Origin of the sequence: Burkholderia crassaminum (genome assembly GCF_964265005.1) — a bacterium.
In the GTDB taxonomy this organism is placed as follows: Bacteria; Pseudomonadota; Gammaproteobacteria; order Burkholderiales; family Burkholderiaceae; genus Burkholderia.
Genome location: NZ_OZ183799.1, coordinates 455,099 through 479,820, shown reverse-complemented (window position 1 = coordinate 479,820; position 24,722 = coordinate 455,099). Strand labels below are relative to the sequence as shown.

The following is a 24,722-nucleotide window of genomic DNA, read 5'->3' as shown; positions in this document are numbered from 1 at the left end:
ATGCCCGGCGCTCGGCCGGCCCCGCCGCGCGGCGCCCGCCGTCGCCCGCCATCGTCATCACGCCCACGCGGCATCCCACGCCGGCTGCACGAACCAGGTCGCGAGGAACGCGACGAGCCGCGACGCGCGTGCGGTGCCGCGCGCCTGTTGGCGCAACACGTGGATCGTCGCCGGCTCGGGCGCGGCCGCGAACTGCGGCAGCACCGCGCGCAAGCGTCCGTCGCGTAGCGCGTCCCCCGCGAGCCAGGTCGGCAGGTGCGCGAGCCCGAGCCCGTCGATCGCGGCCTCGAGCAACGCTTCCGAATGATTGCTGCGAAACCGCGGCTGCGCCGGCACGTGGCGGCGCTCGCCGAAGCGCCACGCGCCCGGCGGCGGCGCACCGTGCCAGGCGAGGCAGTCGTGTCCGGCGAGCGCGTCGGGCGACTCGGGTTCGCCGCGCCGCGCGAGATACGCCGCGCTCGCGCACAGCACGCGCCGCTGCGGCGCCAGCACGGTCGCGACGAAGCGTGTGTCCTCGAGCGGGCCGATGCGCACCGCGAGATCGACGTCGGCGCCGAGCCGCGTGCCCTGCAGATCGACCATGCTGTCGGTTAGCACCAAGTCGACCTGCAGCGCCGGATGACGCTGCATGAACGCGGCCAGTGCGGCCATCAGGTGCCGCCGGCCGAACGGCGCCGGACAGTCGACGCGCAGCAGCCCGCTCGGCTCGTCGTGCTGACTGTGCAGGTCTTCCTGCAGGCCGCGCAGCTCGGCCAGCATCCGCGTCGCGCGTCCATACAGCAACTGCCCGGCTTCGGTCGGCCGCAGCGCATGCGTGGTGCGATGCAGGAGGCGGATGCCGAGCTGCGTCTCGAGCCGGTCGATGCGCCGCGTGACCGACGACGCGGCGACACCCAACTGGCGTGCGGCTGCCGAGAAGCTCTGCTGGTCGACCACGTCGACGAACAGCGCCAGGTGCGGGGAAAGAAAGTCGTCCATTCGGGGCCTTCGGATTTGGCTATGCGTTTATCGCAAAGCAATCATCCACCTTTGCATGTTTCCGCGTCAAACCGGGCCGACTAGACTGCGTTCATCCTTTTCACCCGCTGCACGCACCGCCCCACCGGGCCGCAGGGCAGCCAACCGCCACGGAGATCATCATGCGCAGCATCCGCTTCGACGCCCCCGCCGCCGACATCGAGTCACTCGACGCACAGGTCAGGGAAATCGACACGCCCGTACCGGCCGACGGCCAGATGCTGATCGAGGTGCGCGCGGCCGGCGTGAACCCGAGCGACGTGAAGGCCGCGCTCGGCCGCATGCCGCACGCGGTGTGGCCGCGCACGCCCGGGCGTGACTGGGCCGGCATCGTGCGCAGCGGCCCGGAAGGCTGGGTCGGCGCGCCGGTGTGGGGCTCGGGTGGTGATCTCGGCGTCGGGCGTAACGGCTCGCACGCGCAATGGCTCGTGCTCGACGCGGCGCAGGTGCGCCGCAAGCCCGCCGTGCTGACGCTCGACGAAGCGGCCGGCGTCGGTGTGCCGTTCGTCACCGCATACGAGGGCCTGCGCCGCGCCGGCATGCCGACAGCCGGTGACGTCGTGCTCGTGTTCGGTGCGAACGGCAAGGTCGGCCAGGCCGCGATCCAGCTCGCGACCGCGCACGGCGCAACCGTGATCGGCGTCGAGCGCAGCGCCGGCGGTTATCGCGGCCACGCATCGGGCGACGTGCACATGATCGACGCGTCGCAAGAATCGGTGGCCGACGCGGTGCGCGCGGCGACCGGCGGCCACGGCGCGGACATCGTCTACAACACGGTCGGCAGCCCGTACTTCGAAGCGGCGAACGCGTCGATGGCGATCGGTGCGCGGCAGATCTTCATCTCGACGATCGAGCGCAGCGTGCCGTTCGACATCTTCGCGTTCTATCGCGGCCAGCACACGTTCGTGGGCGTCGATTCACTGCAGCTCGGTGGCACCGCAGTCGCGCAGATCCTCGACACGCTCGCGCCCGGCTTCGGCAACGGCACGCTGCGCCCGTTCCCGATCGGCGACGATTACGTGTACCCGCTCGAGCGCGCCCACGACGCGTATCGCGCGGTGCTGGCGGGTGCGCGCGAGCGCGTCATCCTCAAACCCTGACGCCGGATCGAACGGGAGACCGCCATGACGGATTACGTGACTTCGCTCGCGGTGGGCCTCGGCGTCGGCGTGCTGTACGCGCTGCTGCACGTGCGCTCGCCGGCCCCGCCGCTCGTCGCGCTGGTCGGGCTACTCGGGATGGTGATCGGTGAACGCGCGATCGCGCTGCTGCGCTGACGAGCCGATGCGGCGCAGGTGGTGCCAGGGCCGGTTCCCGCTAATCACGGGCTTGCGCTGGCCCCCACGAATGAATTTTCCCAAACAGGGGAACGTGCCCTAGCGGTCGCCCCGCCGGCGAAATGCCCACCAGGCGGCGAGCGCCGTGAAGCCCGCCACGAGCAGCACCATCATCCAGAAGCCGTGCTTGTTCTCCGAGAACGGCACGCCGCCGACGTTCATCCCGAAGAAGCCGGCGACGATGTTGATCGGCAACGCGATCACGGTCACGAGCGTCAGCGTGAACAGCGTCCGGTTGTTCTGCTCGTCAAGACGCGAACCGATCTCTTCCTGAAGCAGCTTGATCCGCTCGCTGAGCCCGGCCAGATCGGCGAGCACCAGCGAGAACTCCTCGGTCGACTCGCGCAGTTCCTGCACGTCTTCCACGTGCAGCCAGGCGGGCGGTTTCGCGAGCAGCCGGAAGATCGACCCGGGCTCGGGCGCGAGCATGCGCTGCAGGCGCGTCAGCGTGCGGCGCATCGCGCCGAGCTCGATGCGGCTCGACGTGAGCCGCTGCGACAGGAAGCGATCCTCGATGCGATCGACGTCGACGCTCGTGCGCCGCATGATCTGGATCAGCAGGTCGGCCTGGTCGCGCAGCAGGTGCACGAGCAGCTCCGCCGGCGACCTGAACTGCTCGCCGTCGCGCACGCACGCGCGCAGCGTGTCGACCGAGCGCAGCGGCTTGAGCCGCGCGGTGACCATAATGCGCCGCTCGACGTGGACGAACAGCGTCGCGATCTCCGACGGCGTCAGTTCGAGGTTGAACATCACGTCGTTGACGATCGCGCGCAACGCACCGTCTTCCTGTTCGATGCGCGTCGAGCGCGACCCTTCGTGGAGGAATTCGAAGAAGCTGTCGGGCAATCCGAGGTGCGTGCGCATCCAGCGCTCGCTCGCGCCGTGTGCGAGATTGAAGTGCAGCCAGACGAAATCGTCCGACGCGGCATCGTGCTCGCGGCACGTGCGCAACCACGCGCCGGCCGCGTCCGCATCGAGCATCGTGCCGGATCCGCCCGGAACGAAGCGGAATCCACACACCATGCCGGACGTATCGGCGCCGTAAGTCTGTACGATCAGGTCCATCGTGTCGAAGGTCGTGCGGCGCGCGGCGCGCCACGCATAGCGGGTCGCGCGCCCGCGCCGGAAAAGGAAAGGAGACGTATGCCCGACGGGCGTGACGCGCCGGTGACAGCGTCACGCCGCATCATACCGGCCGTTTCCGCGCCCCAAAAACAACGCGCCGCCCAGTGGGCGGCGCAGGTGCGGCAGGCCGGCATGCGCAAGACGCGTTATTGCCGCGTCTCCGACTGCGCGGCGCTCGGGCACGCGGGATCCTTGCCCCAGTGACCCTCGCAGACGCGCCAGCGGCACAATTGATCCTCGAAGAAACCGCGCTCCGAACACTCCTTCACACGCGACGCCAGCGAGCCGGTCGTCGCGGCTGTCTTGGTCGGCACGGCCTGCGCCTTCTGCGCGGCGAGTTTCTTGTCGGCCGGCTTCGTGCGCGCAACGAGCGCCGCGAGCAGATCCGCATCCGGATCGTCCTTCCCGCCCGCCTTCGCGGTACGGGTCGACGTCGCATCGCGGCGCTTCTTGGCCTGCGCGAGCTCCGCCTCTTGTTCCTTGCGATGCTTGCGGGCCTCGGCCTTTGCATCGGCCTTCGTGTCGGCCTTGCCATGCGCCGCGACCTTCGTGCTCTTCGCTGCGTCAGCCTTCGCGGTCTTGGTCGTCGCGGCGGCGGCGGCCGTGGCGGCTGCGGCTGCACCCGATGCATCGTCGGCGCCATTGGCGAGCGCACGCGACAGGCGGCTGTTGTCCGCGGCGGACGCGGCCGATGCGGATGCAACGGTCTGGGAAGTCGAAGTGTCGTTGACGATCGTGGCCGGCTGGACGGCGGACGCAGCGGATGCACCATTCTGCGCGACGGCGGCATTGCTGGCCGGTGCGGCCTTGGCCGGCGCGGCTGCCGCGGGCTCGGCGGCGGCCGTTACAGCGGCGACCTGCTCACCCGAATGCTGCTGCATGCGCCATGCGCCCCAGCCACCGACAGCAACCACCAGGGCCACGACGGCGGCGATCGGCGCCTTCAGCGAACGGCGCGGCGGTTCGGCCGGCGGCGTGACACGTCCTTCCAGATTCGCGAGAATGCGCGACTGCTGAGCTCTTCCGTCGCCTGCCGGTTGGGTGTCGGACAGCAGGCTGGGCGGAGATTTCGAATTTGAATTTTCCGGCGCACTCATTCAGCGTCTCATTGAATCCTGGTTTAATTCACCGCGATAATATAGCCCGGCCTCTCGAAGCAGCCTGATTCTAAGAGCAAGCATTGCAAAACACAATCAATTCCAATTTCCGGGGATTTCTTTGATTGCCGTCGCACTCGTCGCCTATTTCGCCCTTGCCGTAGCAGTTGCGGCACTGTTGCTTTTACCGGGTATCCGCGCGACCGTTTTCGAATCCGTCGCCCAGTTTCACGGCCGTCTTACGCGCCGTGCGAACGATCGCGCCGCGCGTACGCGGAGTCAGATTGTTAAATCGGCAAGCGTTACGCGCGGCGCTTTAAACGACGTGCAAAATTTACTGATTCGGCGGCGCTTGATGATTATGGTATCGGCAGGTATTCTTGCGACGCCGCCATTGGTCGCCATTGCGTTACGCGGCCGGCAATTGTTCCAGTACGACGACACGGCGCGCGTGCCCGACGAGAAGATCGCCGCGCTGCTGCAGGGCGAACAACTCGTGCCGCCCCCGCCGCTGCCGCCGGAAGTCTTCGCCACCAAGGAAGTCGAACAGGTACGCCCGGCGCTGAAGGATGCGAGCCGCGACTGGAACCTGCTGGATCCGGATTTCCGTACGCGTTTGCTGCTGGTCTACAAGATCATGCACGAACAATATGGTTATGAAATGGCGTTGCTGGAAGGTTATCGGAGCCCGGAACGGCAGAACCGGCTGGCGGCGATGGGCGGCAACGTGACCAACGCGGCGGCCTTCCAGAGTTATCACCAATTCGGGCTGGCGGCCGACAACGCATTCCTGCGCGACGGCAAGCTGGTCATTTCCGAGAAAGATCCGTGGGCGATGCGCGGCTACCAGTTGTATGGCCAGGTCGCCGAACAGGTCGGCCTGACCTGGGGGGGCCGCTGGAAAATGATGGATCTTGGGCACGTGGAATACCATAAACCCGGTTTTAAACTGGGACGCGGCAGCTAGCCAGGGCTGCCGGACAGGAAATAATGAGGGCGGCATGGGGCTTTTTAATATCCCGGCAGGAAACGATACGGGCGATACAGGCGGCGCAAAAAATCATGCATTCCGGTGCGCGATTTTTTCCGGCCGCCGCTTCCGTTTTAAATCTCACAGCGTCCTTTCATTAATGCGCGCGCCTTCCCCGATGCCGCGGGCGCATTGATGCCAGCCCCCTTCATCCCGTTTGACAGCATGGCGACACATCGCGGCGCCACCCTTGCCGCTCGGCGCGCCTGCGTCGCCTCACCGAATCGCACCGGAACCTGAACGTCCTATGCAACGCATCCTCAACGTGCTGACTCATCCGCGTACGCTCTCGATCGTCGGGATCGTCGCGCTAGCGGCCATCCTCTTCATCGTCGCCGACATGCTGCAGCTGCCGCTCCTGTGGGCGGCGATCGCGTTCGCGGCGATCCTCGCGCTGTGGCTCGTCGTCGCGCTGTGGCGCCGCTGGCGCGTGAAGCGCGCGAACCAGGCGCTCGGCCAGGTGCTGGAAGAGCAGGCGGAAACCGGCAAGATCGCCGCGCCCGCCGCCGCCGCGCTCGCCCCCGACTCGAAGACGGCCGACCTCGACGTGCTGCGCACGCGCCTGTCGGACGCGGTGAAGACGATCAAGACGTCGAAGATCGGCCAGGTGTCAGGCGGCTCCGCGCTGTACGAACTGCCGTGGTACATCGTCATCGGCAACCCGGCCGCGGGCAAGAGCAGCGCCGTGCTCAATTCCGGCCTGCAGTTCCCGTTCGCGGACAAGAACAGCGCCGTGATCCACGGCATCGGCGGTACGCGTAACTGCGACTGGTTCTTCACCACCGAAGGGATCCTGCTCGACACGGCCGGCCGCTATTCGGTGCACGAGGAAGACCGCAGCGAATGGCTCGGCTTCCTCGGCCTGCTCAAGCGCTATCGCCCGAAGGCGCCGATCAACGGCATCATCGTCACCGCGAGCATCGCCGAACTCACCGGCAACCGCCCCGAATTTGCGATCAACCTCGCGAAAAACCTTCGTCAGCGCGTTCAGGAGCTGACGGAGAAGCTCGAAGTGTTCGCCCCGGTTTACGTGATGTTCACGAAGGCCGACCTGATCACCGGCTTCACCGAATTCTTCAGCAGCAACGACAAGCACGAGTACGACCGCGTGTGGGGCGCCACCCTGCCCTACGAGCCCGACGACAAACGCGACGTGGTCGCGCAGTTCGACACGCACTTCGAGCAACTCTACGAAGGGCTGAAGGAGATCAGCGTCGCGCAGCTGTCGCTGTCGCGCGGCAACCAGCTGTCGCCGGGCCAGTTGAGCTTCCCGCTCGAATTCTCGACGATCAAGCCGTCGCTGCGCGCGTTCCTCGCGACGCTGTTCGAGAACAACCCGTTCCAGTACAAGCCGATCTTCCGCGGCTTCTACTTCACCAGCGCGCTGCAGGAAGGCGAAACCAACAGCACGGCCGCGCAGCGCATCGCGCATCGCTTCGGCCTCGACGGCAACGCGCTGCCGAAGCCGCACAGTGCCTTCTCGAAGAACGGCTTCTTCCTGCGCGACCTGTTCTCGAAAGTGATCTTCGCGGACCGCCAGACGGTGCGGCAGTTCGCGAGCCCGACCAAGACACGGTTGCGCTACGCGACCTTCTTCGGCTTCGTCGCGGCGCTCGCGATCGCGCTGGGCGGCTGGACCTGGTCGACGATCGGCAACCAGCAGCTCGTCTCGAACGTACAGGCCGACCTCGACAACGTCACGCGCCTGCAGCAGGGCCGCAACGACCTGCAGTCGCGCCTGCAGGCGATGGACATCCTCGAAGACCGGATCGAGCAGCTCGAGCAGTTCCGCCGCGACAAGCCGCTGTCGGTGTCGCTCGGCCTGTACCAGGGCGACCGTCTCGAGCAGCACCTGCTGACCGAGTACTACAACGGCGTGCGCCAGATCCTGCTGGCCCCCGTGTCGCAGAACCTCGCGTCGTTCATGAAGGACGTGAACGCGCACCCCGAACAGCTCGTACCGATGACGCGCCCGCCCGAATCGGGCGCCGTGCAGGGTGGCGCGATGCCGGTCTCGACGAACGCGGCAGGCGCCGCGCCGCAGGCCGGTGCCGCACTGGCCGCGTCCGGCACCGCGCCGGCTGCAGCAGCGCAACAGCCGGCCGCACCGCAGGGCGGCCTCTACAGCGACGCGTCGCCGACCAACGTGCAGGACGCGTACAACGCGCTGAAGACGTACCTGATGCTGTCCGACAAGCGGCACGTCGAGCAGGCGCACCTGACCGACCAGCTCGCCCGCTTCTGGCGCGGCTGGCTCGAGACGAATCGCGGCAACATGCCGCGTGACGAGATGATCAAGAGCGCGGAGCGCATGATCTCGTTCTACCTGTCGCGCGTGAACGACGACGACTGGCCGATGATCGACGCGAACCTCGCGCTCGTCGACCAGACCCGCGAGAACCTGCGCCACGTCGTGCGCGGGATGCCGGCCCGCCAGCGCGTGTACGAGGAAATCAAGGCACGCGCGTCGACCCGCTTCGCGCCGATGACCATCGCGCGCATCGTCGGCGACGGCAACCAGGGGCTCGTGGCAGGCAGCTACGCGATTCCGGGCACGTTCACGCGCGAAGCGTGGTTCGACTACGTGCAGCCGGCGATCCGCGACGCGGCGACCAAGGAGTTGCAGGCGAAGGACTGGGTGCTGAACACGTCGACGCAGGACGACCTGACGCTCGAGGGCAGCCCCGAGCAGATCCAGAAGACGCTCGTCGGCATGTACAAGACCGAGTACGCGCAGCACTGGCAGAAGTTCATGCAGGGCATCGCGGTGCAGGGCTTCAGCAGCTTCGGCCAGGCCGTCGACGGGATGAACCGCCTCGGCGACCCGCAGGATTCGCCGATCCGCAAGATCCTCGAGACCGCGTACGACCAGACGTCGTGGGACAACCCGTCGCTCGCGAACGTGACGATCAAGAAGGCGCAGACCGGCGTCGTGAACTGGGTCAAGCAACTGTTCTCGCGCTCGCAGGCCGGCCAGGTGGCGGCCGCCAACATCGACATCAACGGCAATCCGGCCGAGGTGCCGATGGGTCCGATCGGCCAGGAGTTCATCGGGCTCGCGCGGATCGTCGCGACGCATGACGGTACGTCGATGCTCAAGGGCTACATGGATTCGCTGTCGAAGGTCCGCACGCGCTTCAACGTGATCAAGAACCAGGGCGACCCGGGTCCGGGCGCGCGCCAGCTGATGCAGCAGACGCTCGACGGCAACGGTTCGGAACTCGCCGATTCGCTGAAGCTCGTCGACGAGCAGATGCTGACGGGCCTCACCGATTCGCAACGCAAGTCGCTGCGTCCGCTGCTCGTGCGGCCGCTGATGCAGGCGTTCGCGGTCGTGATCCAGCCGGCCAGCGCCGAAGTCAACAAGGTGTGGAACGCGCAGGTCTACCAGCCGTTCCAGAACTCGCTCGCGACGAAGTACCCGTTCGCGGCGAGCGCGAAGGTCGAGGCCGGCGCCGGTGAAATCGCGCAGGTGTTCGGTCCGGACGGCTCGATCGCGAAGTTCGTCGGCACGACGCTCGGGCCGCTCGCGGTGCGCCGCGGCGACACCCTCGCCGCCCGCACGTGGGGCGACATGGGCATCGGCCTCACGCCGGACTTCACGAACGGCTTCGCGCGCTGGGTCGCGCCGCTCGCGGGCGGTGCGGCAGGCAGCGCAGCCGCGTCGTCCGAGCCGCAGACCGTGTTCCAGATCCTGCCGCAGCCGAGCACGGGCACGACGGAATACACGATCGCGATCGACGGCCAGCAGCTGCGCTACCGCAACACGCCGCCGCAGTGGACCAACTTCGTGTGGCCGAACCCGCAAGGTTCGCCGGGCGCGACGCTGTCCGCGACGACCTTCGACGGCCGCACAGTGCAGCTCGTCAACGAGCCGGGCCGCTACGGTCTCGAGAAGCTGATCAATTCGGCGCAACGCAAGCGCCGTCCGGACGGCACCTTCGACCTGACGTGGGCACAGGGCAGCGTGAACGTGTCGGTGACGATGCGCATCATCAGCACGTCGCAACCGTCCGGCGGTGGCGGCAGCGACCAGCCGCAGCAGCAGAGCCTGCGCGGCCTGCAGCTGCCGTCGTCGGTCGCCGACGCGAGCGCGGGCGCCGCGCAGAACGCGACGCAGTCCGGCACGGGCACGCCGGGCGCAGCGCCGGCCGTCGCGGCCGCCAACGCAACGAATGCACAGGGGGCGCAATGACGCAAACCGTACAGGCGCAGATCGCCTACTTCGGCAAGATTCCGTCGCGCGGCGACTTCGTAAAGAGCCAGCACAATCCGCAGTTGCTGCAGACGCTCGACCGCTGGATCGCGCAAGCGCTCGAACTGCTCGCGGAAGATCCGCGCTGGAAGCTCGTCTACGAGGATGCGAAGCCGATGCATTTCGCGTTCCTCGGCTCGCGCAGCAAGCTCGCGATCGCAGGCCACATGGTCGCGAGCCACGACGTGTCGATGCGCCGCTTCCCGTTCCTCGGCGCAACGGCGCTCGAGGTCGACCGGCCGCTCGCGTTCCTCGCGCGCAGCCCGCTCGCGTTCGCGCGGCTGTGGTCGCGCGTCGCCACGCAGATCCCGCCGCTGCTCGGCAAGGACGAGCCGCCCGGCGCGCTGCAGGCGCTCGGCGACACGCAGGTGCCGATCGACGTCGGCGGCCCCGGCACGTCGCATGACGGCACCTTCAACGATTTCGTCGAACACCAGTCGCTGTACGGCCTCCAGGAGATGCTGCTCGACAGTGGTCATCCCGTGCGGCTGCGCGGCGCGATGCTCGCGCTCGGCTCGCTGCTGCGGCCGGTGATGCAGAGCGGCTCGTCGCACATCGAGCGCGGCCTCACGCTGCCGCTGCCGGTCGATCCGTTCTACCGCAGCCTCGTCGCCGCGTTCTGGCTCGAACTGATCGCACCGTTCGTCGCGCAGGCCGACTTCGAGCTCGCGATCTTCATCGGCACGATCGCCGAGCGCGAACGGCTCATCATCGGCTTCAACGGCGCGTCGGCCAAGACGCTGCTGAGCGTCGTCGACCCGCAGACCTACGCCGCCCACAACATCGATATCGACGATCCCGAGTGGATCGACGCCCATGCGCAAAACGATCACCAGATCAGCAAGCTCGTCAGCTACCTCGACCAACCGCAACTCTCGCTGCGCGTCGCCATCGACGCGTTCCGCGAAGCGTTCATCGGAGGCTGACGGGATGCATCGCATGAATCACGCTCGGCGCGCGCGCTTTTCGGCCGCCCTCTCGCCGGCCGTCGCCGCCCTCCTCGCTGCCGGTCTCTTCGCCAGCGGCGCGGCGTTCGCGCAGAACACCGGCGCGACCGTCACGCCGGTCGGCAACGGCACGGTCGCGACGACCACGCTGCCCGCAAACACCGGCGCCGCGCCGGGGACAGCGTCCGGCGCCGTCGTGCACGGCACGGCCGGCACCGCGAATACCATCACACCGCCGCCCGCGACCGCGACTCCCGGCCAGGTGGTCGTCGGCGGCAAGGTGCCCGACGAGGCGACCAAGGCCGCCGTGCTGCAGAAGCTGCGCGATACCTACGGCGCGACGAACGTCGTCGACCAGATCGAGGTTGGTGACGTTGCAACGCCGCCGAACTGGAGCGCGAACGTGCAGAAGCTGCTCGGCGCGCAGCTCAAGCAGATCAGCAAGGGGCAGTTGAAGATCAACGGTACGCAGATCGAGATGAAGGGCGAGGTGCACAACGAAGCGCAGCGCCAGCAGCTCGCAAGCGACATGGCGAACACGCTGAACCCGACGTACACGATCAGGAACGGGCTGCGCGTGTCGGCGTCCGAACAGGGCGTGCTCGACCAGACGCTCGCGAACCGGACGATCGAGTTCGAGACGGGCAGCGCGACGCTCACGCCGCAGGGCAAGCTGATCCTCGACCAGATGGCGGCCGCGCTCTCGAAGATGCAGAACCGCACGGTCGACATCATCGGCCACACCGACAACTCGGGGAACCGGACGTCGAACATCGCGCTGAGCCAGGCGCGCGCGGATGCGGTGAAGGGCTACCTGATCACGAAGAGCATCCCGCCGCAGCAGATGACGACGACGGGCGTCGGGCCGGATCAGCCGATCGCGCCGAACGATACGGCGGATGGGCGGGCGAGGAATCGACGGATCGAGTTCCGGGTGGGGCAGTAAGCGGCGCGCGTTGCCGCTGCGCGGGGCGGTGCTCGCATCGCTTCGGCGAATGCGGTTCGCGCGGGGCTGTCGGCAGGCAGGCCCTCTATGCGCTCGCTGGCGGCCGTCGAATTGCGGCCGGCTGCCAGTCTCGCTGTTTCAATCGTCCATCAGCGTGACCGGCTTCCCGCGAATGCGTTCCAGCCGACGGGGCGTGACGATCATCAACAGGATGCCCTTGACGGCAAGTCCTGCAAAAAACAGCGAGCACGGGGTCAGCAACACCGTCGAGAACAACAACAAATCCGCTGACGCCGGCAAAGGTGCCCGTATCCGCACCGCCAGGATCACGGCCGGCGTGGCGAACAGGACGAGCCCCTGACCGATCCGGGCGATCGGGCCGCGATGGTTCGAAGACGTGCTCAACTGCTGCATTGCAGACAGGCTGTACTGAATCTCGCTGCCAGTATCTCTGAAGGCCTGCGCGATGAACCCGGGTTTCCCGAGAACGGCGGATACCTGGCGGGCCGTCATGACCATCCAGAGAAGGGCCCCCGTCACGGCCACAGCGATGCACATGGCGCGAAGCGTCGACGGCATCTGCACGGATGAAACATAGAGCATCCACGAGATACCCGCGATCCACACATAGACCGCCCCGATTGCGAGAACCGCAGCCACGCCGTACAGCCACAGGCGCCCTCGCCCGTCGTCGACTCGCCATGCGGCGGCCTGGCCGATGCTGGTGGCCAGCGCCACGCCAGCGGCGATCTTCCAGAGCAGCGAATCGTCGAGAAACAGCCGCGATCCGATCACATACGCACATCCGATCAGGAATGCGCTAGCGAGCAGATTCACTTTGAAAATTGCGAGATATCGATCGTGGATGGTGCTGGGTTCCATTGTTTTGAGTGGTTTAAGTGGGTTGAATGCCGTCATTTACTGTCACGACGTGCAAGCGACACGGATCTGGCATTGGCCTCACCAACCGCACCATGCATCGAAGTGGTTGAACACATCGGTGGTGAGTTGTTGCGCACCAGATCAACCCAATCGCCCCACTGCAATCAATCGTGCAATCACGCAACGAGAAGAACTTTTTTCCCAGTCTTTTTCTCAAGCTTCAGCGGTAAATACACTCTAAAAAAAATCGATCGCACACACGCGTTCCCAACAAGCCAAACGGACATCGGAAACCCAAGAACCGACAAGACAACACACGCCACATGAGGGCCGATGTTTTCCCCAAAAATATGATTCCCACTCATTCCGAATGCCGCAGCAAAAGGCATCAAATACCCAATCCCCGAAAGAAGCGACCCCTTTAACGGATTTCTCGACGTCAATTTATCGATATAGCCGATAAGCGAATTTCTGAAAATCAAATTCGAACCATCGTCATAATAAATTGTATTCACAACCGCATCCTTCCCGGCGGCCCGACGAAAGTCCGACAGAACCATGAAAGAGTGCCATCCGATTATCAAAAAACAAACAATAATCACCGACACCTTCAAATTACCCGACATCGGAATACTGGATATATAAAACAGCCACACAAACGCAATCATCGCCCATGGGGCCAATGCCAAAATAGAAACAACACCTTCAACCCAAAGCCTACGCGACCGCCGATTCATTACATAATGAAAATATATAACAATCGACACAAAAATCTGAGCCAATAATACTGATTTCCACAATGAGGCAGCCATCACACCCATTTTAGAAAGCACATAATACATGACAACCACGATCATGGAGACAGCCAATTCGAGCACGGCCAACTTTCCGTGCATATCTATCGGAGAACCATCACCCACGGAGTCATCGTCAACATTAGATTCCATCATTCTCGACTCTAAATTCCCAACGAAACCAAAAACAAATTCTCACGGAAGAAGCATCCATTGCGACCCAGAATAATAGCCATCGTAATCTTTCGGCAACTTCTCCTCGAGCACCTTTCCTGTCTTCCGCACCATAGCTTCAATTTCATCGACTATAGCCTTGGGATTGTGCAGCAACAATTTTACAAATTTCTTCCCACTTGCATCGAATAAATAGTCCACAACCCAACCAACACTAAAAACAAGAAAAAACCCGCCTATTGCCAGCGCACCAACCGTCACCCCTGTCATCGCCGCCAATGCCACGACAAGAGCATTAACAAGACTTATTGCCGCCCCGACCAGTGCCGCCTTGAATGCATCCACCAATAATATGGCAATCAAATCTCGAAAATCCTGATTTGGATCTGCAAACCAGACAAAAGTATCTATGCCAGCCCCAATAAAGAATGCGACTAGTGCATTTCCAGAAAAGGATCCCTTGGCTGCGTTCCACGCAGCCGCCCCTACAGATGACCATGACCCCGCCCCTCCGGCTATCATCGCAACCTTAGTGCCGGCCTGCACTTCACGCGCATAGCCGGACAGTAGGAGGCCTACGGCCTTCCAGTCTTCCGGTCCCGTGGAGAACATGAGCACCGTCTCACGACCACGCTTGGCAAGATGAAATGATCTATCCCAGAACTTTCGTGCCCACGCCTCTTTTCCCCAAAAAGCCTCTTTGCCATACATAAACTCATTACCCACCTGCATCAAGAGCCAATTTCTCGAAAGTATATCGCCCGGATTGGGAATAAACTTGAAAGGCTTATCACCTTCCTTAAAAAATTGAAGCACCCAATTTGGCTCTTCCAGCCCGGGATGCCGCTTTACACTAAACATGTGGACGGCGTGACTTATCTCTTTTCCATCTTTAGAAAAATTTAACGCTTCATTCGTATAAATATCTGGCGCCGCCACTGGCATTTTTCTGGATTGAAACGGACTAGCGCTCAACTGGCCGGACGAGCCGTTAGATTGCGCTTGACGCGCACGATCCAGAGCCGACATTAGAATTGGCGACGGAGGCATATCGTCTAGCACTCCGGCATCCGAAATCCGGACTAAATCCTTCGCCCATTCCTTGTCGTTGTGGAGTGTCACCAGAACGGGCGCCGGCTTGTCCTTCGGATCGTCCGAACAACCCTTCGTACAATCCATCTTGCTGATCGGGTAACGCCCCAGCACCTTTTGGCCCTGCTTGAGAATCAGGCTCCCCTCGAAATTGCGGCCGATCCAGATGTGACACGACTCCCCATCCTTGAACGTCGTCTCACCGGTATTCACCTTCCGCTTCGTGTCATAAAAGCGCCCGTTGGGTTGATCAGGATGCGTCGTCGTGACGGTATACGTCGCGCCGGCATGAAGCTTGATGTCGAACACCACGTCCCGATGCTTGCGCAACAGCACCGTCAGTTCCGTCTCGGCCCGGCAGCTAACTGCCTCCCCCGGCAAATCAATACAAACATTATGCTGAACAAGCGGCCTGCCCATTTCACTCTCCCGTCCGTTTGACCTGGCTGGCCACGAACTCGTCAAAATCGATGTTCTTCAATTCCGCCTTGCCTTCCGCGTCGAGCGCAACGCTATGCTCGGTTCCGTCCTCGGTCGCGAACTTGATCGGCTCCCCGTGCGGCACGTTCCCGTCGGCGTCGACATAGCGAATCCGCATGTCCGCCTTGCGGCCTTCCGTCTTGAACGTCTTGTGCATGCTCGTCGGCCCGCTGAACGCGTGCTGCCCGCCCTTCACGTCGATCTGGCCCGGTGCGTGGATCTCGATGTTGCCGTCCTTGATCCGGACATACGCGCCGCCCGACGTCAGCAGGATCTCCTGCTTCGCGACACCCTCGATCGAGGCCGTCGCCGACAACACCTTGATCGCCTTCTGCGCAATCATCTCGACGCTGTCGTTGTGGGCCTGTATCTCGACCGGCCCCTTGCCGGCAAAGAGCTTCATGCCCGCGTTCTGCACGAACAGGCTGAGCTTGTCCTTGACGCTCGCCACCAGCGACTTCCCGCTCGCGAGATGCGTGCTCTGACCGCTGACGAGGTTCACATGCCGGTCCGCTGCCACGTGCGCGCTTTGCTGCGACGACACCCCGATCCCCGCCGGGCTCGCAAACAGCATCACCGGCTCCTTGAACACATTCGCATCGCCTGTCCCGCCGCCCGACGTCCTGCCGCCCGACGACGCACCGGCCACGCTGTTCTTCGTCGCATCGGCGAACTGCTTCAGCGCGTCGTGACCGGCGCCGAGACTTTCGGCCTGATGCATTTCACTGGCCTGCGACATCGATTCGAGCAGCCCGTCGGCATCCGTGAGCTGCTGCCGCGCTTCGCTCGCATCGAGCGGCTGGCTGTTCGCCTCTTTCGGATGCGTCGTCATGTACAGCCCCTGCCCGGCACGCACGGCGCCATACGCATCCGTGCGCAGGTCGAAGCCCGAGCCGAGATAGGCGCCGCGCGTGTTGCCGTTCTGTTCGATCAAGTAGCCAAGATGCAGCAGCGAATTCGCGCTGCTGCTGAACAGGCGCGCACGGTTCTGCCCGGTCGCGTCGTCGAGCACCATCTCGTTGTGACCCGATCCTGCATACTCCTTCGACCGGAAGCCCGACAGGATCCCGTCGCTATGCCATTGGGGCTTGGTGGCCCCGTTGTAGACGCAATGCATCACGATCGGCCGGTCGCAGTCTCCGCCGATGTAGCCAATCAGCACTTCCTCGCCGATCCGCGGAATATGCACGCCGCCGTAGCCGCCGCCGGTATCCGACTGCATGACGCGCACCCAGCACGACGCGGTTTCGCGTCCGTCGCTCTGCCGGTCCCAGACGAACATGACCTTGATCCGGTTCAGTGCGTCCGTATAGACCTCCTCGCCCTTCGGCCCGACGACGACGGCCGTTTCGAGCTGCATCGCGGGCTTCCGGTGCTCGAACGGGCTGCGATACGGCACCGCCGCGCGTTGCGCTTCGACTTCGACGAGATAGAACCCGGCCGAACCGTCGTCATGCCCGACTTCGAACGCAGCCGCCGTACCGTGACCGGCCCTCGCCTGCGCCAGCTGCGCCTGCAGGCTATGCGGGAAGTTCGCTTCGTGGTCCGAGATCGGCAGGTTGTTCTCGATGTACCGCGACACCTTCAACGCCGCGAATTCCCGGTCTGGCGCCGAATCACGGTCGTGCTCGGGATGATCCGTCAGCGTGAAGCGCCGCCCGGCGTCGATCCCGCGCACACCGCCCACGCCGAAGAAGCGCTTCGCGCGCGACTCCCATTGCTCCAGGCGAATCTTCGACAGATGTTCGCCGCGATCCTGCCCCGCGTACGTGTATGCGCCGGTGTATTCGTAGATTTCCGTCTGGCCCGGCAGATCGCCCTGGCCGCCCTTCGTGGGCAACGTCGTGCCGTTCGGATTGCCGGCCGTCGACGGCGACTTGTAATCGAACGTGCGTGTGGTGTGCAGCGAACTCTGCAAGGTCCGCGACGCGGCCCATTGCGTGAAACCGGCGGTTTCGCCTCCCGTTCCCGAGCGGTCGAACCGCACGGTTTTCGGCGACAGTTCGTCGACCGCGTGCAGGTCGTCGGTGATGACGAGCGTGTGCGCGCTGCCGTCCTCCGCATGCCGCCAGAAGCCGAACAGCCCTTCGTCCTCCATCAGGCGATGCACGAAGTTCCAGTCGGTTTCGCTCTGGCGACAGTAGGACCGCGACGGCAGCGGCTTCGACAGCGCGAACTGATAGCGCCCCTTTGCCTGCGGATGCGTATCGAACACGTCGGCCAGGATCGCGTCCACCGGCTTGTCCTGCCAGTACCGCATGTCGCTGCGGAACTTGAGGAAGTGCATCCACGACGCGAAGGTCAGCTGGTAGCCCGACAGGCTGCCGTCCGTGCCGAGCCTGCGAGCCGTATGGACATGGCCGTTGATCGGGAGATACGACCGGTCCGCCTGCTGGATCCACAACGTCATCGGCTTCGCGATCAGCGTCTTGAGCTCGATGTCGCTGGCGGTCGACACGATGTCGAGCACCACGCTGAAGTCGCGACCCAGCTCGGAACAGATCACGGCCCGGCGCGGCACCAGCGCGTTGTTCGGCAGCGACGGGATGTCCGTCTTCAGCAGGCGATCCTGCTGAATCAGGCCACCGCGAATCGCCTGTGCCAGTTCGGTCAGGTTCATGCGTCAATCCACGTTCTTGTCTGCCACGGGCCCGCCGGGCCCGCGCTCTCAGGAAAAAGCCCTGCTCTCAGGTCGCGACGGCATCCCGGACCCGCATCGGATGTGCTGCGCCGGCACCGCCGTCACGACTGCTCGTCGGGCCTCACGCCCAGCAGCTCGCGAATGTGCGACAGCGAGCCGTCGTCCTTCACGACGCTCTCGAGCCACTTGTGCAGCGGCATGTCGGCCCATTCGGCGGCCTTGTCGGCGAGATACGCAACCGGGCTGTGCGGCTCGGTCTGGCGGAAATAGCGGGCGACCGCGCGCAACTGGTCGACGGCCTGCGCACGGTTCTGGATGCCGGCGATCATCTGCGTCACCGGGGCGCGCGGAACGGGCTGTGGCTGCACGTGGGTCTCCTCGGTCTGGATCGGATTGCCGAACACCGGCTCGATGCGCTCGGGTTGCGCCTGCGGTGCCGACTGTGTGTGCGGCGCGCTGCCGGTATAACCCTGCTCGCGCGCAAAGCGCTCGGCGAGCCGGTACACGGTCTCGAACGCGTCGCGCGCCTGCCGAAAGCTCGGCGCCGAATCGCCCGCACGCTCGACGAGCCGCTCCTCGAACGCATCGAGCGCGAATTCGAACGCCTTCAGGTTCGCGAGCAGCGCCGTGTAGAACGCGATCGACGTCACGCGCCGCGACGAATCGATCTGCTCGATCGACGGCTTGCCGCGTGCGATGTCGTCGGCGTGTTCGGGGTCGCGCTTGATGGCCTGCGCGACGTGCTGCGCCACTTCCCAGTCGAGCGTGCTGAACGCGTTCGACGCGCCGTCCGTCATCGGTACCGCACGCAGCAGCTCGGCCGTGCGGCCGGACAGCCACGCGACGTTGCCGAGCCGGTGCTCGGTGTCGTCGTCTTCGGGCAGCGGGTGCACGGTGTCCCAGAACTCGCGGCACAGGCCCTCGAGCAGCGCATAACCTTCGGTGAGGCCGGTGATGCCGTCCTCGAGCGCGAGCGCCTCGGTCAGCCACACGGCGAGCCGCAGGTCCTTCGTACGCGTGCGCAGCAGCTCGCCCGCGTGATCGACGACGAAGCCCCAGTCGGCCTCCTTGATCTCGGTCACCCATTCGCCCTGGTCGAGGGTCGGATCGTCGTAGCGCCGCGCGTCCTGGATCGCGTCGAATTCGTTCGAAAACAGCAGGTCGTCGCCGCTGGGCGACGCATCGCTGATCGGCGTCAGCAGCTCGGGGAGATTGATCGGCATGGTTCGGTCAGTTCATCAATGCGGGGTGTTGCACGGCCGCGCTCATTCGACGGTGTACGTGAATTCGCCGGCCTCGTCCGCGCGCACCGCGATGCGCGCGATGGCCTCGCCGTCGGCGATCCGGCCAAGCACGTGGCCCGCGATCTCCGGCAGCAGCGTGCCGTTCAGGATATGGTCGACGTTGCGGGCGCCCGAATCGACCTCGGTGCAGCGCGCGAGCACCGCATCGACGAGCGACTCGTCCCATTCGAACGCCGCCTTGTGGTTCGCCTCGATCCGGCGGCGGATGCGCTCGAGCTTCAGCTCGATGATCTCGGCCAGCACGTCGTCGGAAATCGGGTAGTACGGCACGACCTTCATGCGCCCGAGGAACGCGGGCTTGAACGTCTTGTACAGCTGCGGGCGCAGCGTCTCGGCGAGCGCGTCCGGATCGGGCAGTTCCTCGGCCGGCTTGTTCAGGCACGCCTGCATCACCGCGGTCGACCCGACGTTCGACGTCAGGATGATCAGCGTGTTGCGGAAGTCGATCTCGCGCCCTTCCGCATCGTCCATCGCGCCCTTGTCGAACACCTGGAAGAACATCTCGAGCACGTCGGGATGCGCCTTCTCGACCTCGTCGAGCAGCACGACGGAATACGGGTTGCGGCGCACGGCCTCGGTCAGCACGCCGCCTTCACCGTAGCCGACGTAGCCCGGCGGCGAGCCCTTCAGGCCCGACACGCTGTGCGCTTCCTGGTACTCGCTCATGTTGATCGTGACCATCTTGCGCTCGCCGCCGTACAGGATGTCGGCCAGCGCGAGCGCCGTCTCGGTCTTGCCGACGCCCGACGGCCCGACGAACATGAACACGCCGCGCGGCTTGTTCGGATCCTCGAGGTTCGCGGTCGCGGTGCGCACGCGCTGCGCGATCGCGTCGAGCGCGTGGTCCTGGCCGATCACGCGCGCGGCGAGCAGCGGCTGCAGGTTCAGCACGGTGTCGATCTCGTCCTTCACCATCCGGCCGAGCGGAATGCCCGTCCACGCGGCGACGATCTCGGCAACCACGTGGCCGTCGACCTGCAGCGGCACCATCGGCTCGCCGCCCTGCAGCGCATGCAGTGCCGCCACGCGTTCGGCGAGCTTGTCGCGGGTGGCCTGCACGTCGACCGGCTGGCCGTCTTCCGACGGGCCGCGCGCCTTGTCGAGCGTGTCGCGCAGTTCGGTGATCTCGGCGACGATCACGCGCTCGGCTTCGTAACGTGCTTCGTCCTTCGCGAGTTGTTCAAGCGCCGCGTCGCGCGCACCGCGCAGCTCGCCGAGCCGCTCGTCGTGCGCCGCGCCGCCGGCCGCCTCGCGCTCCAGCGACGCGATTTCCGCGTCGATCCGCTCGATGCGCTTCTTCGTATCGTCGATCGCCGCGGGCGTCGCGCTGTGCGCGAGCGCGACCTTCGCGCACGCGGTGTCGAGCACGCTGATCGCCTTGTCCGGCAGCTGGCGGCCGCTGATGTAGCGGTGCGACAGGCGCACAGCCTCGGTGATCGCATCGTCGAGGATCCGCACGTTGAAGTGCTTTTCCATCAGGCCGGACATGCCGCGCAGCATCGCGGCCGCGAGCGGCTCGCTCGGCTCCTCGACCTTCACGACCTGGAAGCGCCGCGCAAGCGCCGCGTCCTTCTCGAAGTACTTCTTGTATTCGCTCCACGTCGTCGCGGCGATCGTGCGCAGCTCGCCGCGCGCGAGCGCCGGCTTCAACAGGTTCGCCGCGTCGTTCTGGCCGGCCTGGCCGCCCGCGCCGATGATCGTGTGCGCCTCGTCGATAAACAGGATGATCGGATGCGCGCTCTTCTTCACCTCGTCGATCACGCTCTTCAGGCGATTCTCGAACTCGCCCTTCACGCTCGCGCCTGCCTGCAGCAGCCCCATGTCGAGCACGTGCAGCGCGACGCCGCGCAACGGCGGCGGCACGTCGTCGGCCGCGATGCGCAGCGCGAGGCCCTCGACAACGGCCGTTTTACCGACACCGGCCTCGCCGGTCATGATCGGGTTGTTCTGGCGGCGGCGCATCAGGATGTCGATCGCCTGGCGGATCTCGGCTTCGCGGCCGATCACCGGGTCGATCTTGCCGTCGCGTGCGCGTTGCGTGAGGTTGGTCGTGTACGTGTCGAGTGCGGGCGTCTTCGACGGGCCGGCCGCGGGTGCCGCGCCGTCGGCTGCCGGTGCCAGGCCGCCGTCGTCCGTATCGGCCTGGCGCGGCTCGGCCTCGCTCGACCCGGCCGTGATTTCGTCGAACTTGTGCTTCAGGTCCGTCACGTTCATTTCCGCGAACTGCGACGACATCCGCTGCGCGAACTGCGCGAGATCCGGCGCGGTCAGCAGCGCGAGCAGCAGGTGCCCGGAACGGATGCGGCCGAGCTGCGAATCGAGCGACGCGATCAGCCACGCCTGTTCGAACAGCGCGATCAGGTGCACGGAAAACACCGGCGTGCGCGTGTTGCCGGTCTTCAGGCGTGTCAGCTCGCGCTCCAGGTCGGCGCGCAGCGCATGCGGATCGACACGGCTCGCGCGCAGCGCGAGCGGCAGGTCACCCGCCGGCTCCTCGAGCAACGCGAGGAACAGGTGCTCCAGATCGACCTCGTAATGGCCGCGCGCCAGGCACGCGCTCGCCGCACGCTCGGTCGCGTGGCGGCACAGCGGGTTCAGTTTCGTGATCAGGGTCTTCAGAGGCGTGCTCATGGCGTCGATCTCAGGTTCGATTGCGTGTTGTTGTCGTTCGTAATCAATGAATCACGTGCAGTTCGTAGCGTGCGTCGGAGCGGTCCTCGATCGCGTCGCGCGTGCACAGGAACGCGTCCCAGCCGAGCCGCGAGCCGGCGCCGAGCACGCTCGCACCGACCTCGGTGCGCTTGAGCACGAGCTTCACCTCGTATTCGAGCGTGACGCCCGCGAGCAGCGTCAGCATCCGCTCCAGCGCGACGGCCTGCGCGCCGCCGGGCAGGAAGGCCTCGTAGTCGCGCTTGGACAGCGGACCGACGATGATCCGCGCACGCATGTCACGCTGCCATACCCGTTCGCCGACGAGCGCCGTCGCGCCGAGCACCGCGTTGACCTCGCCGAGCACGCTCAGCTGGTCGGGCGGCACGTCGTACCACTTGCCGACGAACTGGTCGATCTTCACCGGCACGCGGAAATAGTCGGACAGCGTGCGCTGCAGGTACGCGGCCGACATCGGCCGGTGCCGCGCGGCCAGCGCATAGCCGGCAACGGCCTCGTCGAGCACGCCACCCACGCCGGCCGCGAGGCTGTCGCGCACTTCGTCGCTCGGCACGCCCGCGATCGCGAGCAGCAGCGGTAGATAGCGCTCGTCGCGATCGAGCTCGTAATGGAACGGCAGCCGGTATTTCTTCCACGCGGCATAGAACAGCGCGGTCGCGCGGTTCGAGAACACGTCGAAGAATGCACGCGCCGCATGGTCGCGCTTCAGGTGCTCGCGCGCGACGATCTGCTCGGTGTAATGCAGCGGCAGCGCGCCCTGCCCGCCCAGCAGCCCGAAGAACGCGGGCGTCAGCTCGACGTGGCCGAGCTCGCCGGCCGCGAGTGCGGCGCCGCGCTGCTCGCCCGTCTTCAGTTGCGTGCCGTCTTCGTCGAACGAGCGCGCGCCTTCGATCTCGCTCGGCGGAAAGCCGAGCGACAGCGTGTTGCGGAATTCGATGCGCTGCGCGACGACGTCGCCCTGCCGCCATGCGCCGGGCGCATCCGACGCCTGCCGCGCGAACAGCCCTTCGAGCACGCGCACGGCCTGGAAGAACTCGAAGCGGTGCGGTTCGTCGAGCAGCGCGTCGACTACGCCAGGATCGATTCGCCGGTCCGGGGCTTGCATCGGATGATCTCCTCGCCGGTGCGCTTCGACACGACGACTAGTTGAACGAAACTGTTGAGGTGGACATACAGCCCGAAGAAGCTGTCGAGCACGCGCACGAACGAGGCAAGGCTCGCGCCGACGAAGTGCTCCTCGTCGATCGTCAGCCGGATCTCGATGCCGCGCACGAAGGTCGCGAACGGCTTGCCGGGCAGCCACTGCACGGCGCCGCGCTGCTCGACGCCGACGAGGCCATCGATCTGGCGCATCGACACCGCGGTGCGCCGCAGGTCGTACAGCGTCAGCATTTCCTTCAGCGGCGCGAGGCCGTGCGCGACCAGCGACACGTGATTGAGCGCGAGGTGCGACACGAGCCGCCAGTGCGCGGCGCGGCCGCGCTCGAAGCGCACGCTCTGCGTCGGGCGGCGCAGCAGCGAAATGCCGCTGGTTTGCGCGCCGCCTTCCTGGAACAGGTCGCCGCCTTCGAGCCCGAACGCGAGCATGGCCGGCAGGTCGCGGTTCGTGCAGGTGAGGTCAAGGCTCAGCGTGTCGGTCTGCGGCGACGTCGGCTCGAAGTCGATGTCGACGATCGAGATTTCGGTTTCATAGCCGGGGCTCTTCTGCGCGACCCAGTCGTTGCGGCGCGCGAACCAGTAGTGACCGATCCGCGCGGATTCGCCGTGATGCAGCGAATAGAACGGCCGGAACTCGATCACCGATTCCTCGTGCGCCTGCTGCCTGACGAGCTTCACCGAATCGATCGAGTACACCTCGTACGCGAACGCGCGCCGCGCCTCGGCGATCACCGGGTAGGACACTGCGCGATGCGTGATGCGGATCGGCTCGCCGTGCTGGCGGAACAGGTTGACGATCGGCGTGCAGAACAGCCGGAAGTGGCTTGCCGTCAGCAGTTCGAGCAGCCGCGCGACGTGCGAATCGCTGCGCACGTCCTGCAGCACGAGATGCAGCGTCGCGCGCTGGCAGCGGCCCGTCGCGCGCGCGATCGCCGCGATGTCGAAGTCGACGAAATCGAACTTGTCGGGGAACGCGAAGTATTCGGTGAGCAGGCGATACGCGGGATGCGATTTCGCCGGGTAGTCGATCAGCGCGTCGTCCTCGTCGAAGCCGGCGTGCGCGATCGGCAGCTTGCGCAGTGCGGTCCAGCGGCCGTCGCGTTCGGGCTCGACATACGCGCCGAGCACGTTGACGAACAGGCAATCGGTCAGCGCGGCGACGAACGACTGCTCGCCGTGCAGGTGCGCGCGCAGCGTCGGCAGCTTCAGCGCGCCGAGATCGAGCTGCGCGGCGAGCGATTCGAACGTGATCGAGATCACGCCCGTCGCGTTCGACGGCAGCACCGTCGCGCTCGGCGCGAGCGCGACCGGCGTGTAGCGTGCTTCCGAGATGCGGATCGGCGCGAGCGTCACGTCATAGGCGGTGCGGAACCGGCACTGCACGCCGCGGATCGGGCGGCTCTTCAGCTCGGTACCGCGACCGATCACGACCGGCTCGGTCTGCTGGCCGGGCGACGCCGGCGTGAACTGCGCGATCGAGCACGACGGAAACGGCCGCAGGTAGTGCGGATACAGCACTTCCAGCAGCGCTTCGGTGAATTCGGGGTAATCGTCGTCGAGCTTCTTGTTGATACGCGCGCCGAGCAGCGCGAACGACTCGATCATCCGCTCGACGTGCGGATCCTCGCAATGCTCGCCGGACAACGCGAGCCGCGCCGCGATCTTCGGATAACGTTCGGCGAAATCTCGCGAATAGCGCCGCAAAAACGATAATTCGCGCTCGTAATACGGCAGCAATTCTTCCATCGACGACCCCGAACCTCAATATTTCCT

The 24,722-nt window shown here is 65.4% G+C and carries 16 protein-coding genes and 1 pseudogene; 6 read left to right on the top strand and 11 right to left on the bottom strand.

From position 1 onward, the window contains the following. Positions 1-57: 57 nt before the first annotated feature. Entirely contained in the window at positions 58-978 is a 921-nt protein-coding gene (locus ACPTTF_RS02180; protein WP_423370131.1) for a LysR family transcriptional regulator, read from the bottom strand. 161 nt (positions 979-1,139) lie between these two features. Between ACPTTF_RS02180 and ACPTTF_RS02175 the strand changes: the two genes are divergently transcribed. Both ACPTTF_RS02175 and ACPTTF_RS02170 read left to right on the top strand, forming a co-directional pair. Then, positions 1,140-2,117, top strand: a complete 978-nt coding sequence (locus ACPTTF_RS02175) for a quinone oxidoreductase family protein (protein ID WP_166965590.1) — start codon at positions 1,140-1,142, stop codon at positions 2,115-2,117. A 24-nt stretch (positions 2,118-2,141) separates the two neighbouring features. Next, positions 2,142-2,291, top strand: a pseudogene (locus tag ACPTTF_RS02170) (DUF1427 family protein); the annotation flags it as partial. A 102-nt stretch (positions 2,292-2,393) separates the two neighbouring features. Here ACPTTF_RS02170 and ACPTTF_RS02165 read toward each other — a convergent pair. After that, a complete protein-coding gene (locus ACPTTF_RS02165) occupies positions 2,394-3,419 on the bottom strand; it encodes a transporter (RefSeq protein WP_166965592.1) in 1,026 nt (341 codons plus the stop codon). 206 nt (positions 3,420-3,625) lie between these two features. Continuing rightward, positions 3,626-4,576 carry a phage tail protein gene (locus ACPTTF_RS02160; protein ID WP_423370130.1) on the bottom strand — a complete coding sequence of 317 codons (951 nt, stop codon included), beginning with the start codon at positions 4,574-4,576 and terminating at the stop codon, positions 3,626-3,628. A gap of 121 nt (positions 4,577-4,697) precedes the next feature. Between ACPTTF_RS02160 and ACPTTF_RS02155 the strand changes: the two genes are divergently transcribed. The 4 genes from ACPTTF_RS02155 to ACPTTF_RS02140 all read left to right on the top strand — a co-directional run bounded on the left by ACPTTF_RS02155 (position 4,698) and on the right by ACPTTF_RS02140 (position 11,754). Further along, entirely contained in the window at positions 4,698-5,543 is an 846-nt protein-coding gene (locus tag ACPTTF_RS02155; protein WP_166965596.1) for a M15 family metallopeptidase, read from the top strand. Positions 5,544-5,853: 310 nt separating this feature from the next. Then, complete coding sequence (gene tssM, locus ACPTTF_RS02150; protein WP_166965598.1) at positions 5,854-9,801, top strand: type VI secretion system membrane subunit TssM; 3,948 nt, start codon at positions 5,854-5,856, stop codon at positions 9,799-9,801. Beyond that, positions 9,798-10,787 (top strand): type VI secretion system-associated protein TagF, encoded by a 990-nt coding sequence (gene tagF / locus ACPTTF_RS02145; protein WP_166965600.1) that lies wholly within the window; start codon positions 9,798-9,800, stop codon positions 10,785-10,787. The genes tssM and tagF overlap by 4 nt, the downstream gene beginning before the upstream one ends. 4 nt (positions 10,788-10,791) lie before the next feature. Then, positions 10,792-11,754: an OmpA family protein gene (locus ACPTTF_RS02140; RefSeq protein WP_423370129.1), complete on the top strand. Its 963-nt coding sequence runs from the start codon at positions 10,792-10,794 to the stop codon at positions 11,752-11,754. 138 nt (positions 11,755-11,892) lie between these two features. On the opposite strand, the gene ACPTTF_RS02135 is transcribed toward ACPTTF_RS02140, so the two are convergent. The 8 genes from ACPTTF_RS02135 to tssF form a co-directional block, all read right to left on the bottom strand. After that, complete coding sequence (locus tag ACPTTF_RS02135; protein WP_423370128.1) at positions 11,893-12,672, bottom strand: hypothetical protein; 780 nt, start codon at positions 12,670-12,672, stop codon at positions 11,893-11,895. 140 nt (positions 12,673-12,812) lie between these two features. After that, positions 12,813-13,586 (bottom strand): hypothetical protein, encoded by a 774-nt coding sequence (locus ACPTTF_RS02130; protein ID WP_166965606.1) that lies wholly within the window; start codon positions 13,584-13,586, stop codon positions 12,813-12,815. Positions 13,587-13,625: 39 nt separating this feature from the next. Next, the gene (locus ACPTTF_RS02125) at positions 13,626-15,116 is read right to left on the bottom strand and encodes a hypothetical protein (RefSeq protein ID WP_166965608.1); all 1,491 of its coding nucleotides are present in this window, start codon (positions 15,114-15,116) and stop codon (positions 13,626-13,628) included. A 1-nt stretch (position 15,117) separates the two neighbouring features. Continuing rightward, positions 15,118-17,796, bottom strand: coding sequence for a type VI secretion system Vgr family protein (locus tag ACPTTF_RS02120; protein ID WP_423370127.1), 2,679 nt, complete (start codon positions 17,794-17,796; stop codon positions 15,118-15,120). 122 nt (positions 17,797-17,918) lie between these two features. Beyond that, entirely contained in the window at positions 17,919-19,040 is a 1,122-nt protein-coding gene (gene tssA, locus ACPTTF_RS02115; protein WP_166965611.1) for a type VI secretion system protein TssA, read from the bottom strand. 42 nt (positions 19,041-19,082) lie between these two features. Then, positions 19,083-21,752 carry a type VI secretion system ATPase TssH gene (gene tssH / locus ACPTTF_RS02110; RefSeq protein WP_423370126.1) on the bottom strand — a complete coding sequence of 890 codons (2,670 nt, stop codon included), beginning with the start codon at positions 21,750-21,752 and terminating at the stop codon, positions 19,083-19,085. Positions 21,753-21,795: 43 nt separating this feature from the next. Further along, positions 21,796-22,896, bottom strand: a complete 1,101-nt coding sequence (gene tssG, locus ACPTTF_RS02105; protein WP_166965615.1) for a type VI secretion system baseplate subunit TssG — start codon at positions 22,894-22,896, stop codon at positions 21,796-21,798. Beyond that, positions 22,860-24,695, bottom strand: coding sequence for a type VI secretion system baseplate subunit TssF (gene tssF, locus ACPTTF_RS02100; protein WP_423370125.1), 1,836 nt, complete (start codon positions 24,693-24,695; stop codon positions 22,860-22,862). Before tssF ends, tssG begins: the two co-directional genes overlap by 37 nt. Positions 24,696-24,722: the final 27 nt, after the last annotated feature.